13 protein-coding genes and 1 pseudogene are annotated in these 15,180 nt (G+C 45.4%); 7 read left to right on the top strand and 7 right to left on the bottom strand.

The genetic code is table 11. The features are described 5' to 3' along the window. Positions 1–206: 206 nt before the first annotated feature. From ACTL32_RS05240 to tatC, 4 genes are all read left to right on the top strand, one after another. On the top strand, positions 207–656 hold the full coding sequence (locus ACTL32_RS05240; protein WP_441340470.1) for a hypothetical protein: 450 nt from the start codon (positions 207–209) through the stop codon (positions 654–656). A gap of 350 nt (positions 657–1,006) precedes the next feature. After that, on the top strand, positions 1,007–2,440 hold the full coding sequence (locus tag ACTL32_RS05235) for an alkaline phosphatase PhoX (RefSeq protein ID WP_441340469.1): 1,434 nt from the start codon (positions 1,007–1,009) through the stop codon (positions 2,438–2,440). Between the two features lie 106 nt (positions 2,441–2,546). Beyond that, the gene (locus tag ACTL32_RS05230) at positions 2,547–2,747 is read left to right on the top strand and encodes a twin-arginine translocase TatA/TatE family subunit (RefSeq protein WP_441340468.1); all 201 of its coding nucleotides are present in this window, start codon (positions 2,547–2,549) and stop codon (positions 2,745–2,747) included. Positions 2,748–2,815: 68 nt separating this feature from the next. Then, positions 2,816–3,547, top strand: coding sequence for a twin-arginine translocase subunit TatC (gene tatC / locus ACTL32_RS05225; RefSeq protein ID WP_441340467.1), 732 nt, complete (start codon positions 2,816–2,818; stop codon positions 3,545–3,547). A gap of 335 nt (positions 3,548–3,882) precedes the next feature. Here tatC and ACTL32_RS05220 read toward each other — a convergent pair whose 3' ends face one another. Together ACTL32_RS05220 and ACTL32_RS05215 are read right to left on the bottom strand one after the other, a co-directional pair. Then, positions 3,883–4,359, bottom strand: a complete 477-nt coding sequence (locus ACTL32_RS05220) for a hypothetical protein (RefSeq protein ID WP_441340466.1) — start codon at positions 4,357–4,359, stop codon at positions 3,883–3,885. Positions 4,360–4,617: 258 nt separating this feature from the next. Then, the gene (locus tag ACTL32_RS05215; RefSeq protein ID WP_441340465.1) at positions 4,618–5,652 is read right to left on the bottom strand and encodes a hypothetical protein; all 1,035 of its coding nucleotides are present in this window, start codon (positions 5,650–5,652) and stop codon (positions 4,618–4,620) included. A 619-nt stretch (positions 5,653–6,271) separates the two neighbouring features. Between ACTL32_RS05215 and ACTL32_RS05210 the strand changes: the two genes are divergently transcribed. After that, complete coding sequence (locus tag ACTL32_RS05210) at positions 6,272–7,072, top strand: abortive infection family protein (protein WP_441340464.1); 801 nt, start codon at positions 6,272–6,274, stop codon at positions 7,070–7,072. A gap of 192 nt (positions 7,073–7,264) precedes the next feature. Here ACTL32_RS05210 and ACTL32_RS05205 read toward each other — a convergent pair whose 3' ends face one another. Beyond that, positions 7,265–8,521 carry a Y-family DNA polymerase gene (locus tag ACTL32_RS05205; protein ID WP_441340463.1) on the bottom strand — a complete coding sequence of 419 codons (1,257 nt, stop codon included), beginning with the start codon at positions 8,519–8,521 and terminating at the stop codon, positions 7,265–7,267. A gap of 482 nt (positions 8,522–9,003) precedes the next feature. After that, a pseudogene (locus ACTL32_RS05200) lies at positions 9,004–9,270 on the bottom strand (HU family DNA-binding protein); the annotation flags it as partial. Between the two features lie 139 nt (positions 9,271–9,409). On the opposite strand from ACTL32_RS05200, the gene ACTL32_RS05195 reads away from it, so the two are divergent. Beyond that, positions 9,410–10,306, top strand: coding sequence for a LysR family transcriptional regulator (locus ACTL32_RS05195; protein WP_441340462.1), 897 nt, complete (start codon positions 9,410–9,412; stop codon positions 10,304–10,306). Positions 10,307–10,373: 67 nt separating this feature from the next. Here ACTL32_RS05195 and tcuA read toward each other — a convergent pair whose 3' ends face one another. Then, positions 10,374–11,873, bottom strand: coding sequence for an FAD-dependent tricarballylate dehydrogenase TcuA (gene tcuA, locus ACTL32_RS05190; RefSeq protein WP_441340461.1), 1,500 nt, complete (start codon positions 11,871–11,873; stop codon positions 10,374–10,376). A gap of 249 nt (positions 11,874–12,122) precedes the next feature. Between tcuA and yyaC the strand changes: the two genes are divergently transcribed. Next, complete coding sequence (gene yyaC, locus ACTL32_RS05185) at positions 12,123–12,707, top strand: spore protease YyaC (RefSeq protein ID WP_441340460.1); 585 nt, start codon at positions 12,123–12,125, stop codon at positions 12,705–12,707. A gap of 38 nt (positions 12,708–12,745) precedes the next feature. Here yyaC and ACTL32_RS05180 read toward each other — a convergent pair whose 3' ends face one another. Continuing rightward, complete coding sequence (locus tag ACTL32_RS05180; protein ID WP_441340684.1) at positions 12,746–14,053, bottom strand: CitMHS family transporter; 1,308 nt, start codon at positions 14,051–14,053, stop codon at positions 12,746–12,748. Positions 14,054–14,227: 174 nt separating this feature from the next. Continuing rightward, positions 14,228–15,091 (bottom strand): LysR family transcriptional regulator, encoded by an 864-nt coding sequence (locus ACTL32_RS05175; protein ID WP_441340459.1) that lies wholly within the window; start codon positions 15,089–15,091, stop codon positions 14,228–14,230. Between the last annotated feature and the right edge of the window lie 89 nt (positions 15,092–15,180).

Below are 15,180 nucleotides of genomic sequence, written 5' to 3'. Positions count from 1 at the left end.
TCCACAACTATTTTAATACAATGCTTTAATTCTATTTACGTCTTTGCTAGTAAAAAATTAATTTATATTTTCAAGCCACTTGAGAGCCTTTTCTGCATTAATTATTTAAATTCTTTTGCTAATATAAGTTTAACCTACCACTAAAATATCAATTTTTATATAAACCTATGTATATGTTTAACTAGCATTCACATAGGAGGGATAAAATGAAACGATGCAAAGTATGCAAAAAGAAACCAAAGATCGAGCGGCGAGTAGACAGTGTAGGGAATGTTTTTTGTAGCGACGATTGTTTCGAGGAGTTTGGAGACGGACCAGATGATTTCGAGCATCCGTACATTGATGATTACGAATCCATGAGGCGTTTTTACAGCGATTGGCTGCTGCATTACGAGGACGATTTGCACAAAAGCGTTTATTTCGGCTACCCGAAAAAGCCCGATTTGATTGAATGGCTGGACGAAACGCTGGAACCGTTTTGGGACTATTACCGGCTTGAAGGCAGTGATGGCATTTTTTCTGCCGAAATCTATTGGTACATGAAGGAATTGCTGAAGCTGCAGGTTGTGATTCAGGATTGGGAGCCCGATGAGCGGAAGTACAGGAAATGGCTTAAGGAAATTCGGACAAAGAAACAAGAAAAACATTCAACATAGCTTAAACATATACTAATTTTATTCTAATAAAGAAAGGTCTTTCCGTTGAATGGAAAGGCCTTTCTTTATGGTGAACATCTTTGTTGCTTACCATTCACACGATAACCGCGTCCATTCGTTATTGGAACGGGACAACCGCATTCACAAGACTTCAATTGCATTGGCAGCTCAGTTTTAAGTTACTTAATACAAACGAGACAACTTAAGACGATTAGAATGTAGAATCAAATAGACTCCTTACATTTTCCAGATTTTTTTACACAATCTTTATAAAATTCAAGTTTCCTCTTAATAATTTCCCTCTACTCTATTAATAGATTCAAAAATACATAGTATTGGAGAGATACAGTATGACAAATGCAAATTCCAAAAACGGTTTGAACAGAAGAGATTTCTTAAAAGCGGGAGGAATGGGTGCACTTGCCCTTACTATTGGTTCGACTGGTGTAATTGGCCTCGGTTCAAAGACACTTGCGGATTCCAGTGTTAATCCAACGAGCGGATTTGGCGGGTACGGCCCTTTAGTGCCGGATCCGAAGGGTATTCTTGATCTTCCAAAAGGCTTTCACTATGAAATCATTTCCAGAGAAGGCGACCTGATGACCGATGGAACGAAGATTCCTGGAGCCTTTGATGGAATGGCAGCTTTCGAAGGACCTAATAATACCACCATTCTGGTTCGCAATCATGAATTACCGGGAGGTCCGGCATTTGGAAGCAATCCTTACGATGCGAATGCTAATGGTGGTACAACCGCTCTAGTTGTAGGTCCAAATCGCAATGTCACGAAAGAATATGTTGCATCTTCAGGAACCATCCGAAATTGTGCTGGAGGAGCAACACCTTGGGGAACTTGGTTGACTTGTGAAGAAACACGCACCGAAACACACGGATATGTATTTGAAGTAGATCCACAGCAGCCGGAAAACGATTTGTCCAAAACGCCAATCAAGGAAATGGGGCGTTTCTCTCACGAGGCGTGTGCCATTGATCCTTCGACAGGATATGTATACTTAACCGAAGATTCAAATCCGAGTTACCTTTACCGTTTTATTCCAAATGACTTGAGCCAAAAACCGGGTTCGTTGCAAAAAGGCGGCAAACTATATGCAGCGGCAATTGAAGCAGTAACGGATCCATCAGCAAGCACATTTAAAACAGGACAAACATTCAATATTGTTTGGAAGGAACTAGATCCTCATTTATGCCGTGAGGACGCAAAGGCACAAAAATGCATCGAATTCAGCAGACTCGAGGGGGCGTTCTTCCAAGAGGGTGTGTTCTGGTTCGACGACACCTCTGCCGGGGACAAAAAACTTGGACGCATTTATCGCTATGTTCCTCATACGAATACATTGGAGCTTTTCTATGAGGGAAATGATGCAAGAGAAATGGAATATCCGGATAATATCTGCTGTACGCCATGGGGGGACCTTTGGTATGCAGAGGATGGTTCCGGCCAGGATCGCATTATGGGAATTACCCCGGAAGGCAAAGTTTATCCTTTTGCCGCTAACCGCCTAAGCGACTCTGAATTATGCGGTCCAACCTTCTCGCCAGATGGACACACACTTTTCGTCAACATCCAAAGCCCAGGCAAAACCTTTGCCATTTGGGGACCGTTCCAGCGCAGAAACTCTGCGCGCGCAAGGGAAATGTCTTATGCTGCTCCTGCGCACCTTGCACCGCAAGTTTCAGAAAAAGTGGCCAAGGCTGCCGAAGCGCAAGGAATGTCCGTTCTAGAAGCAGCCGCATTTGAAAGACATGGGGTAAAAATGAGTTAAATTGTTTTACAGGATGTCATAAAAAAAGATGTAAGCTAACGCTTTGTATGGTTTACATCTTTTTTCATCAAAGAAAACGAGCTATTAAAACAATGGAGGTTACTAAATGATACAGAATATAGGAATACCTGGTTTGATTCTTTTGCTTGTCATTGCATTAATTATTTTCGGCCCATCCAAGCTGCCTGAAATTGGCCGCGCATTTGGAACGACACTAAAAGAGTTTAAAAAATCAACACGTGAGCTGGTATCCGATGATGAGCCAAACAAAGACAAAGATGAAGCAGAAAAAGGAAAAGCAGTTTAAATAAATAATAGACATTAGAAGATGCAGGTAGCTCCCATGCTTTCATCTTCTTTTTTAGAGGTGATGTAATGGATATCCAAAAGATGGATCTTGTGGACCACTTAAGTGAATTGCGGAAACGCTTGATTATTATCGTCGGCTGTTTTATGTTATTAGTAACTTTGGCTTTAATCTATGTAAAGAATATTTATCTTTGGTTGATCCAAGATTTATCAATAAAATTGGCAGTTCTTGGTCCAAGTGATATTCTGTGGGTTTATTTAATGCTTGCAGCTGTGATTGCATTGGCTGGTACGATCCCAATTGCCGCCCATCAGATTTGGCTATTTGTACGGCCTGCATTATCCGAAAAAGAGAAGAAAGTAACATTGGCTTATATACCAGCCCTATTTTTTCTTTTTATCGGCGGTATTTCTTTTGGTTATTTCGTCATTTTCCCGTTAGTGTTTCAATTCTTATTATCGCTGTCAGAAGGCATGTTCATGGAATTTTTCACGACAGAGAAATACTTTCGTTTTTTAATTCATATGATCCTGCCCTTCGGTTTTCTATTTGAACTTCCTGTTGTCATTATGTTTTTAACAAGTCTCGGGGTGCTGAATCCTTACCGTTTGCAAAAAGCCAGAAAGTATTCATATTTTGTTTTGATTGTAACCGCTGTGCTGATTACGCCGCCAGATTTACTTTCAGACATCCTTGTTATTATCCCACTGCTGTTTTTATATGAATGCAGTGTTTTATTATCAATGGTAGTTTACCGCCGGAAACAGAAATCAACCTTGCCGGTGGAGTACACTTGAACTGAAAGCATTTAGTTCTTAGCTTAGAATCTGCCATTACTAATGCAATTTTTAATGTCAGTAAAGCAGCCAAAGAATGCTCACCCGTTGTCTAGGTGGGCATTCTTTGTTTTGCAGACATTTGCGGGCTCACATACTTCTTTATTCATTCCAAAAACGCCTCACTGATATAAATTCAATCCTCAGCGCATCTTCGCCACAGTTATGGATTTCCAATAAAAAATTTCCGATTCGAGCTTTTATTGGACTGTCCGTTAATAAGGGCTCAGTTCAAAGATACAGGAGGTTTTTATATTTTATTGCATCTTGTACGAATCGAAAACCTTCACTATTTTTTATTTTGAACCCGGCGATCCACCTAAAAATACTTTGATAGGTCTGTCTGAATATCCTTTTCTATTTTTTTCTGCTTTTTTAATTCTTTTCATAAGATCATTGTAGTGCTCAACTTTATTAAGAGGACCTTTATATTTTGCGTGAAAACTAAATTCGAATTCTTCTTCTGATAAAAGTTGCTTTTTATATTCACTTTTACTTATTGGCAATTTAAATTTCGATGTTAACTCATAATCTCCCTTAGTATTTTGAATAACTTTTAAACGATTTTTACTTGCTTCTACTATAACTGATGATTGGTTTTCAAATAAATCTTCCGAAATTTTGATCTGTATATTGTAGAAATAAAATTCATCTTCTGTAATTAAATTTGAAATATAGAGGCTATCCTGATACTTGAATTCAATAGAATTCCAGTGCAAAGTAAAATTTCGTTTTCCCTTATTTGCCATGCTAGTTACAACAGAGAGTGACATAACTTCACCTTACCTTTCTTAGTTCTTCTTAAAATCAGTATATGATAATTTCGCTCTTTATATCACAGCTTCCTTCATGAGTGCATTTCTCCATGCTTTTTTTGGTGCTCCTATAGCTAACAATAATCCTCTGTTGACCATGTTTAAATCATTTAGGGAAACTAAAAAAAGATGACTCCGGCAGAATACCGAAGTCATCTAATTGCAGCCTAGCCGCAGGGTACTTTTTTATAAACTGTTCTTTAAACGGGACGTGGATCAGTTTTTCCTATCCCTTTCTCCTTTTAGCTCCCTTTTCGATTTTGATGCAGTCTCTTTTTTCTTTTGCGGGCTAAAAATGGAAAGAGTAACGGCCCTTTTTTTATGGGTTTTGCCAATGATTTGATACAAGTTTTTTTCAATATAACGCAGCTGTTGATGATTTATTTTTTTTGTAGCAACGATATCATATCCCCATATAGGCGGCTTCAAAACATTTACATATTGATTGCTTTCTCTAACGCGCTTAAAGTGAAGATGCGAATGATCCCATACGATATAATGCTTATCATACGTGCTCTCATGTTCGTTCTTTAGACAGGGCAACACGATATATACGTCTCCTTTTATCCCTTGAGTTCGCTGATCATGTATGTCAGCCGTTGCGGTTTGCCATGTGATATACGCTATACGACTTTTGTAATCCAAATTCGTCTCTTCTGCCATTTTCTTCGGATAAGTTGGTTTTTGTTTTCTCGAAAATAATTCTACAATGATAAAAGAAAAATCCCCCTCAGAATGAGACAAAAATCGCTTCTCCATATGCCTTACATCAATCCATTTTCCCTTTGTGTCTACATCCTTTACAATATCCCGCACAATCAACACAGCGGTAGATTCACTGCTTTTCACATATGCAATATAGGCGGCATCGTATTGTCGACTGTTTCTCAAGGGTGGTGGTTTAACTATATGTTGACCTTTTTGCTCTGCTTTACACGTAGCATAATCAATATATCTCTCGATGTAATAATCTCGTAATTCTGCCAAAGGCTCTTGTTCTCTTTTATGACGTAATGCTTTTCCTAGTTGTTTCTTACGCTTTTTCTGTTCCTCTATTTTTTGTAGAACTTCAGAATCATCTATAAGATTGTCATTCGTATACGATTCACTACAGTCATAACAGATTTTCCATTGTTTAATCCATTGATGCTTTACATCTAGTTCGCTGGCTGTTCTCAGATAATCTTTCACTTTCTTTTGCAACCGATTGTTTTCATTTACTACTTGTTTCCCACAAATGATACAGTCCATCGTACACCTCCAATCGTTGCATTAGCTGAAGAAGGAAAAAGCTTTACTCCTTGTTCAAGTAAAGCACCAATTTAAAACCAAATTATAAATAATAATTACATCTATCATTAGAAAAGCTAAGAACACTGCGCATTTTAATAAGAGCCCGTTAAGAGGCTTTTTTTTATATTATCATTTATTAGTAAATTGTTACATATTCACCAAGGATTCAAGGATTCATCTTTACTTATCTGTTTCTATATTACTAGACGTTTTAATGTGGCAACCATCACGTTTGACCAGTTAAACGTGATGGTTCGCATTAAAATCGATACTTTTGATGATTTATTTAAATGTTTTTTCTATGGATAATCCTCTAATACTAAAAGCTTTTAAAAATCATAAAAAGAAAACTAAGTGATAATGATAAATTTTTCTATCTTACATCCAATGATCCGATAAGTACACTTTCTTGTTATCGACTGGTGTAGCGAGATGTTGTAAATTATTCACCTGCTTCTTTCAGCAGCTATAGAAATTATGAACAGTCCTTTAGACAAATCTGAAGTTTGTTCTAAAACCACTTGAAGTAACAGGTATAATTTATTTAAATCAAAATGAACTATGGGGGATATTTAAAATGACTAAATTAAAAAGAATGGACATACAAAAAATAATGACTTTCATCGGTGGAGAAGGCGGATATTTAGGAGATTTCACTTACAGAAAGCTAGAGCAATTTTATATTGATAATGAATTAGATATTGAGCCTTTTGGTGAAAGTTACTTCGGCACAGCAAAGAATCGGTTCGAGAAAATACTGACGGAATCGGAAGTTAATGTTCAAGCCAAAATCATTCAAGGTATTCTCGAAAGATACCCTACCTCTTATTTTGAAGATCAACTCGAAAGTTCATATATAACTTTTTCAGAAAGAGATTTTAAGAAAAAAGAAGAGCTTCGTGAAATATTGATTCAGCTTGTCGATATGTTAAAAGGAGAAATATTTGAATTTGATAATTTAAAGCACGATAAAGAATTCGTTCGAAGTACTTTAGAACAAGCAAAAACATTAATCACTAACCACTCTTACTCTACTGCTGTTGATCGAACTCACTCGGCTATTCACTATTATTTAAAAGACCTTTGCAAAGAAGAGGGAATTACATTTGATTCTGAATTAGTGAAAATTCAGGACGTGTGGTCAAAAATGAAAACAGATCATCCGAATTTCAATGTCGATGTGAAAGATTCTCAAAAACCGATAAATCAAACAGTAAATGCAATCAGTAAGTTCCTTGAAAATATAAATGACGTTCGAAATAAATATGTATATGCTCACCCAACCGATGATATTTTAGGGGAAAATGAAGCAAGATTCGTTATAAATATCGCTTACGCCATATTGTTCTATATCGATGGTAAAACTCAAAAATTATAATAAAAATTAAAAGCTGCTTTCTAGTTCTTTTTTTGCGACAGCTTAGTTTAACTATTTTTCGTATTTCGTTGTATCCCACTACTATTTTTTTAACTATTCCTTTTATTAATTCACTCTCTTATCCTTCTAATAACAATATCTATTTTATCAATGTTCTAAAGCCGAGCAGACTTCGCTCGGCTTTTTATGTCGTCATTTCTTATGTCCGCCGATCAAACGAGTCCGTGCGATTGCGGTCCCCGCTTCCGTCCCCGACACCGCCCGGTAGATTGCCGCGTACCCGTATCGGTTCCGGATGTTGTCCATGGCAGCGCCGAGCTTCCGGTTCTCCCACTTGCGCGCCTCGAACAAGCTCAGCTGCATCGACGACTCCTCTTCGAGGTTGCTGATGGACAGAGAGATCTGCCGAACCGGCTTGCCGATGTAGTGTTCGTGGAAAAGCTCCTGACAGACCCGGTAGATTTGCATGGTTTCGTTCGTTGCCTCATGGATCGAGCGCGACCGGGAAAAGCCGCCGCCGAACGCGGTCTTGCTGTAGCCGACACCCAACTGGATCGTCCGTCCGGCGCGCCCTGCCTGCCGTGCGCGCATCGCCACCGCCTCGCACATCTCCAGGATGATCGTCATGATGTCTTCCACTTCTATGTAATCCCGGTACAGGATCTGCCCTTTGCCGTAGCTGACCTGCCCTTCAACGAGCGGCGCCCCGAGTTCCGACAGGTCGATGCCGTTCGCGTGCTGAAAGAGCTGATGGCCCATGATGCCAAACTGCTGCTCGAGCTGCGCCACATCCGCCGCAGCCAGGTCCCCGACCGAAAAGATGCCCATGCCGTTCAAGGTGTGTTCCGTCCGCGACGCAATGCCCCACATCTTGCTGAGGGGCGCGACCGGCCAGAGTTTCGCCGGGACGTCTTCATAGCCCCACGCGGCATAGCCTTTCTTCTTCGCTTCCAAATCGAGGGCGAGCTTTGCGAGCAGCATGTTCGGCCCCACCCCGACCGCCGACGGCAGCCCGAACTGGCGGATCAAGGCATCCTGGATGTGCCGGATGATGGCCTCCGGCCCGCCCCAAAGCTTCTGGACATGCGTCAGTTCGATAAAGCTCTCGTCCACGCTGTAGACGTGCACGGCTTCTCTTGGGACATACTCCCCCAGCAGCTCGGTGATTGCCATCGAGACTTTCAGGAAGAATTCCATTTTCGGCTCCAGAAGACGGATCCGCGGGTCTCCCGGAATCTCAAAGAGCCGGGTACCGGTCCGGACGCCGAAGTCCTTTTTCATCCGGGGCGAAGCCGCCAGGACGACACTTCCTTTGCGCTCCTGGTTGCCGACCACTGCAATATGCGCTTCCATCGGGTCGAGTCCCGCGTCGATCGCCGCGCAGCTTGCGTAAAAACTGCGCATGTCCAAACAGGCGATGACGCGTTCCGGCAGATCTAATGTCTTCATCATAGCCACCCCTTAAAAATAAGAACACCTGTTCTTATTTTATACCACCATTAGTGCTGCGCCAATCCAGTTTTTTGAAAAAAAATTTTGATTGCTGAAAAAAAACATTGTTCGAGCGTATACTAATTTCATTCTAAATAAAGAAAGGGGCTTTCCGTTGGATGGAAAACCCCTTTCTTTATGTTGAAAACCTTGATTACTTATAGATACTTTCTGTAATTCCCTCTCAAAAACACACTGTCAATCCGGCTCGTATACACTTCCGTGTTCAAAATGCGTTTGCCGATCAAGCGGTTGACGGTCTTCTCCGCATCTTTGAAAGCTATATTCAAATCCTGGGAGATCTTCTCTGTTTCGATGATTTTATTCGGGTTATCGTCTCCCGCCTTTTGGCTTTCTTCCACAACGTATCGCAGCACACGCGCCTCTTCTTCCGTCACTTTCCCGGTTTCAAGAAACTTCTCGATAAAGTCGCGCTGGTTTATGAAATCCTTCAATACTTTTGCGGCTTTGAATTGCGGCGTCTTGGAAGCCGGAATACTGATTTCTTCCCCGGTCTGAGGGTTGCGGCCTTTGCGCTCTTTTTTCTCGGCTATCTGGAAAGCACCGAAGTCGTTGATCTTCACTTCCCGCCCGTCTGCCAGAGCTTGGGAGATGCCAGCCAGAATCTCGTTGACGACCTTGCCCGCTTGGTCCTTGGTCAGTTTGCTTTTATGTGAGACGGCCTGGATCAGTTCTTTTTTGTTCATCGTCTTTCCCCCTGTTTGCTAAGGCGCCTGCTTTTGGCCGCCTATTTCTACTGCCCTCCATTATACCTCTTTAAAAGTGGGAATTGTGGAAATAAGGGCTTTCCGGATGTAGTATAATTCGGTTAAGGAGTTGCTTGCGATGGATGAAAAAGACTGGTTGATCATTACGACGATCTATGAGGAAAAGAACATCACGAAAGCGGCGAACAAGCTCTTCACTTCGCAGCCGGCGATCACGTACCGGCTGAACCAGTTGGAGGAGGAAGTCGGCGTGCGCCTCATCTGGCGCCATAAGAAAGGCATCAAGTTCACGCCCCAAGGCGAATACGTCGTGCAGTACGCCAAGGAAATGCTGATGAAGCTCCAGCAAACGAAGGATTACCTGCTCAACACGAGCGAGGAGTTCGCTGGCATGATCCGCCTAGGCGTATCGAGCAATTATGCCCGCTTCATCCTGCCTGACGTCTTGAAGGAGTTTTCCGACACATACAGCAACGTCCAGTTCAAGGTCTTCACCGGCTGGAGCTATGAAGTGCTGAAGGAGATGGAACAGGACAATATCGTCCTCGGAATCGTGCGAGGCGACATCTACTGGCAGAGCAACAAGGTGCTGCTGAACCGGGAAAACCTGTGCATCATTTCGAAGGATCCCATCAACTTGCCGAACCTCCCGAAAGAGCCGCGGATCGTCTTCAATACCGACCCGAAACTCCAGCAGATGATGGACGGCTGGTGGTACAGCAATTACTCGCAGCCGCCTACCATCAATATGGAGATCGACAATATCGAAACGTGCACGAAGCTCGTCTCTCGAGGCCTCGGCTACGCCATCGTGCCGGAGCTTGCCGTCACGGACATGTCGGACCTCCACAAGGTGATTTTGCGGGACCAAAACGGGCAGCCGCTCGACCGGCCCACCTGGCTGATCTACAAAGAAACGGACGTCCTGTATCCGGCGGTCCAGAACTTCATCGACTTTCTGATCCAGTCTTCCGCTCCTGGTGAACCGGGAGCATCGGATGGCCCTTCTATGTAGTAGGATTTTATAGAAAAGACAAAACCCCCGGCTGATTTGAAGCCGGGGGTTTCAACTTGTCTCTTCTTTATGCATTCACCTTCGCTTGCTTTGAACGGGATGCCGCGGTCGCGCCGGCGATTTTTCCGAAGACGGCACCGGACATCAATCCGGATCCGCCTGGGTAGTTGTCGTAGAAAATGCCGCCGATCATTTCGCCTGCTGCGAACAGTCCGTCGATCGCCTGTCCGCCTTCGTCTAATACTTCACCGTCAGGATTCACGTGCAGCCCGCCGAACGAGAACGTGACGCCGCACGTAACGGGATATGCATAGAACGGGCCTTGTTCGATCTTCAATGCCCAGTTCGATTTCGGCGGCGTGATGCCCCGTGTGCCTTTGCCGTCTTTCTCGTTCGGGCTGTATTCGCCTTCTTGGACAGCCGCGTTGTATTCCTGGATCGTCGCCAAAAACTGCTCCCCATCGACCGGCAATTGCGCAATCAGTTCTTCAAGCGTGTCCGCTTTGTATTCCGATGCCTCTTCCAGATCGTATTCTTTCCGGAGCAGATGCCGGACCTGGGCGTCGTAGATCTGGACCGCCATCTGGTCCGGCTGCTTCAGGATTTCGCGGCCGTATTTGGCATACGTGTAATTCCGCAGATCCGCGCCTTCGTCGACAAAGCGCTTGCCGTCCTTGTTCAGCATGATGCCGAGCGGATACGAATGCTTTTTGAAGATGTCGCCCGGTTTGGTAAAATCGCCGACTTTCGGCGCGTTGTAGTCCGTGCCGATCGAGTGGCAGCCGGACCACTGGCCGAACGTCGCGGCGCCCGCTGCCACGGCCATCGAAAGCCCGTCGCCCGTATTGAATTCCGTCCCTCTCACAATGGCCGCTTCCCATTCTTCGCCCAAATGCTCCATCCGCATTTTCTTGTTCGCTTCAAAGCCGCCGCACGCGAGCACCACCGCGTTCGTTTCTACCGCCAGCTCCTCGCCTTGGCGGTTGACTGTGATGCCGGTGATCCGGCCCGCTTCTTTTTGCAGACCGGTTGCCGCCGCTTCGTACCAGACCTCGATGCCGAGCTTCGCGGCGCGTTCGTTCAATTGCTTGATCAATCCGACGCCTTTGGCGGCCGTCTTGACCGGCAGCCCGCCCCAGAAATGCCGCTTGCCGTCTTTCTCGAACGACTGGTTGTCGTAGATCAGTTCAAACGTGATGTCGTTGTCTTTCATCCAGGCGATCGTTTCAAACGACTTCGATACCAGCTGGCGCGCAAGGCCCGGCTCGCTCCGGTTGCCGGTCACCCGCATGAGGTCGTTGTAGTAATCTTCCTCGCCGTAATTCGGCATCTCGATCTTTTCCGCTTCTTGTTCCGAGATATTGACGATTTCCTTGATGGACTCCAGCCCGTTATAGGCGAAGCGGATCGCGCCGTCCGTGAAGAACGAGTTGCCGCCTCTTTTCTCTTTCGGCCCTTTTTCCAGCACCAGCACTTCTGCTCCGGATTCATGCGCGGAAATCGCCGCACAAAGCGCTGCATTCCCCGCGCCTACCACCACTACATCATATATCTTCTCTGCCATCATGATTCCTCCTTAAAAGTCTTCTTGCTTTCATGATAGGCGGTAATTGTCAGAAAATAAAATTGAAAAAAACTATCATTTGTCATAAAGGAATTTTATCTAAAACAAAGTTTTATATAGTTTTTATTTATCATAGAAGCCCATCTCTTTTGCCTCCAGAAAGAAACGCTATTTTCTTCCAATCCTCCCGGTGCTAACGCTATAATGAAGGCAGGATTCTATGGTAAATACACTCGAAGGTGGTATGGGTTCATGCATACTTTTCGCAAATATAAAAATTCACATCTGCAGGTGCCAGTCAAAGCGCCCTTGCATTTCAACGAAGAGACCGGCACCGCAGAAATGGCGGGGCTGATTGCGAAGCTGAAGGCCATCTTTTCAGAAGCGAAAGAGCAGCAGCGCGCGGTGGTTTTCCTGTGCATCGGCTCAGACCGCTACATCGGGGATTCGCTCGGGCCGCTGATCGGCAGCATGCTGGTGGAGAACGGCGTTTCACATCCCGTATACGGCACCTTGGAAGAACCGGTCCATGCCTTTAACTTGAAAACCGCCTTGAAGGACATCCACAAGAAAAACAGCAACCCGCTCGTCATCAGCATTGACGCGAGCCTCGGCACAAAAGAGCAGGTGGGCGATGTGCTGTTCAACGAAGGCCCGCTGGTACCGGGAAAGGCGCTTGAGAAAATGCTTCCGGAAGTGGGCGACTATCACTTCCAAGGCATCGTCAATTACCTCGACCCGCTGCCGAGCTCCCAGTTTTTGAACGACACGCGCCTCCATACGGTCATGAAACTGGCCAAACTCATTACGCAGTTCATCCTCGACAGCGAACAGTAAAAGGGATTCCGCCATTCTTGGCGGAATCCCTTTTCGTGTTAGATCGCTCCTGTGATGAACGCCACCGCGATGATGGCGAGACAGCAGATAAATGCCCATTTGAATGCGAACTTCTGCAGTTCGCCGATGTCCTTCTGCACCATGCCGGCAACCAGCAGCGTTGAAGCGACCAGCGGGCTCAGGAAGTGGATCGGCTGGCCCAGAACAGACGCCCGGGCAATTTCCAGCGGGCTGACGCCGTATGCGGCTCCCGCTTCTGCCAGGATCGGCAGGACGCCGAAATAATAGGCGTCATTCGAAAGCGCAAACGTGAACGGCATGCTCGTGATCGCCACCACCAGCGGATAGTACGAACCGACGGACGCCGGAATGATGGAGATCAGCGAATTGGAGATCGCATCGACCATCTGCGTTCCGGAAAAGATGCCCGAGAAGATCCCGGCTGCAAACACCAGCACGACCACGGTAATGGCATTTCCGGAATGCGCCAGAATCCGTTCTTTTTGCAGGTCCAAATTCGGGTAGTTGATCGCCGCAGCCAGGACGAACCCGATGAGGAAGCTGATCGGAGCCGGTAACAAGCCCATCACCAGGACCGTCATAATGGTGACAGCCAACACCAGGTTGACCCAGATCAGTTTCGGCCGCTTCAAGTCGGTTTCCAGCGCGTGGGTAGCCGCTACTTGCAGCATGCTTTCCGAACCGGCCGGAATCTTCTCCACAGATATGATGCCAAGCCGTGCCCGCTCTTTTTTGCCCATCAGATACGCGACGCCCAGAATGCTGAGCATCCCCGCCAGCATCGTCGGCAGGATCGGAATGAAGAATTCATTGGCATCGAGGCCAAGCGAGGCGATGGCCCGTGTAGCCGGCCCGCCCCACGGCGTCATGCCGCTGACGATACTGACCGATAATACCGAGATGGTCGCCAGCACCAAGGGATTCATTCCCAAGCGCAGGTAAAGCGCGAGCATCGCTGAGATGGTGATCATATGCGTCGTCGTCCCGTCGCCGTCCAAAGACGCAATCATTGCAATGACGGCTGTGCCCAGTGCGATTTTCACCGGGTCCCCTTTCACCAGTTTCATGACTTTATTGATCAGCGGATCAAACAAGCCCGCATCGATCAGAATGCCAAAGAACAAAATCGCGAACAGCAATAACGCCGCAGACGGCGCCACCTGCTTCAACCCATCCATCATCATGCCGCCAAGCCCCGACCAGAACCCGCCGATCAGCGCAAAGACAATCGGCACCACGACCAATGCCGCCACCGGCGACAGCTTTTTCGCCATGATCAGATACGTAAAGACAACAACCATCGACACTCCTAAAAATGTAAGAATAACAATTACCCCCTTTGAATGTATTCGCTTACAATTCACCAAATATTGCTGAGTCCCCTTGACTGCTTGTGTTTTGAATTAGTTATAAGAATATTTCATCTACTCCAATAAGTAAAATAGATAAATTTTATTAGAAATCAATAAAAAAACTTATAACCCATTCTCTGTCCGCTATTAAAAGGAGGAGCGTTCATTCAGGAAGTCGATGAATTTCTGCACCGTCGACAACTTCAGAAATTCCTGGTTGTACATCAGCCACGTATCCCGCGTCACCGGTTCGCCGTTCTCATAGAACAACGGGTATTTGTAGAGCTCGTCTGAAGGGCGCAGGCAGATTTCGGGCAAGATGGCAATGCCCAGGTCGTTTTTCACCATCTCTTTGCAGGTTTCCTGCCGGTCGGTTTCCATGGTGATCATCGGCGGCTCGGTGTAGCGGTTATGCCACCAGCTGCTGATGATGTCCTTCAGCGAACTGTCCGTCTTGTAATTGATGAACGGCAGTTCCGGCACTTGCTTCAGGTCGACTTCTTTCTTGGAGATCAGAAACAACTGCTCCGTCTGCAGCAAGGTCTTCGCCCCCGTCCAGTTGTAATCACCGCGAAGGATTCCCAAATGGACGCCTGACGAATTGAGCAGCCCCATGATATCCGCACTCCATCCCGTGTTGACGCTGAACTGGACATTTGGATGGGCCGTCAAAAACTCCTTTAACAGCGGCGGCAGTTTGTATTGCGCAAAATTGCTCGAAACGCCGAGACGGATCGTTCCCCGGATTTCCTGCTGCATGTTCTGGAGGTAATCTTTTGTATTTTGCAGCTTCGTGACCATTTCCTCTGCATACTGTGCCAGGTAGATCCCTTCCGAAGTCAGCTCAATCCCCTTTTTCGTCTTGAAGAAAAGCTTTGTCCCGACTTCTTTTTCGAGGTTTTTCAAACGGTATGTCAAGGCCGGCTGCGAGATGTACAGCCGCTCCGAGGCGCGGCTGATATTTTTTTCTTCATATAGGACCTGCATCGCTTCCCAATCTTTTTCATCCATTTCGATCACTCCATCTATGTTATAAGTATTTTCGATAAGGTATTGAATAAAATATCTATTTCACTTATGACTCAAAATACCATAATCTG

This window comes from Planococcus sp. FY231025 (assembly GCF_052078085.1).
Lineage (GTDB): Bacteria > Bacillota > Bacilli > Bacillales_A > Planococcaceae > Planococcus.
The sequence above is the reverse complement of the archived record's forward strand: the minus strand, read 5'-3'. Positions and strand labels throughout refer to the sequence as shown.

What these genes read in the sequence shown, in the direction of transcription:
- ACTL32_RS05240 (WP_441340470.1), top strand. Translation starts at nt 207, where the DNA reads ATGAAACGATGCAAAGTATGCAAAAAGAAACCAAAGATCGAGCGGCGA.
- ACTL32_RS05235 (WP_441340469.1), top strand. Translation starts at nt 1,007, where the DNA reads ATGACAAATGCAAATTCCAAAAACGGTTTGAACAGAAGAGATTTCTTA.
- ACTL32_RS05230 (WP_441340468.1), top strand. Translation starts at nt 2,547, where the DNA reads ATGATACAGAATATAGGAATACCTGGTTTGATTCTTTTGCTTGTCATT.
- tatC (WP_441340467.1), top strand. Translation starts at nt 2,816, where the DNA reads ATGGATATCCAAAAGATGGATCTTGTGGACCACTTAAGTGAATTGCGG.
- ACTL32_RS05220 (WP_441340466.1), bottom strand. Translation starts at nt 4,359, where the DNA reads ATGTCACTCTCTGTTGTAACTAGCATGGCAAATAAGGGAAAACGAAAT.
- ACTL32_RS05215 (WP_441340465.1), bottom strand. Translation starts at nt 5,652, where the DNA reads ATGGACTGTATCATTTGTGGGAAACAAGTAGTAAATGAAAACAATCGG.
- ACTL32_RS05210 (WP_441340464.1), top strand. Translation starts at nt 6,272, where the DNA reads ATGACTAAATTAAAAAGAATGGACATACAAAAAATAATGACTTTCATC.
- ACTL32_RS05205 (WP_441340463.1), bottom strand. Translation starts at nt 8,521, where the DNA reads ATGAAGACATTAGATCTGCCGGAACGCGTCATCGCCTGTTTGGACATG.
- ACTL32_RS05195 (WP_441340462.1), top strand. Translation starts at nt 9,410, where the DNA reads ATGGATGAAAAAGACTGGTTGATCATTACGACGATCTATGAGGAAAAG.
- tcuA (WP_441340461.1), bottom strand. Translation starts at nt 11,873, where the DNA reads ATGATGGCAGAGAAGATATATGATGTAGTGGTGGTAGGCGCGGGGAAT.
- yyaC (WP_441340460.1), top strand. Translation starts at nt 12,123, where the DNA reads ATGCATACTTTTCGCAAATATAAAAATTCACATCTGCAGGTGCCAGTC.
- ACTL32_RS05175 (WP_441340459.1), bottom strand. Translation starts at nt 15,091, where the DNA reads ATGGATGAAAAAGATTGGGAAGCGATGCAGGTCCTATATGAAGAAAAA.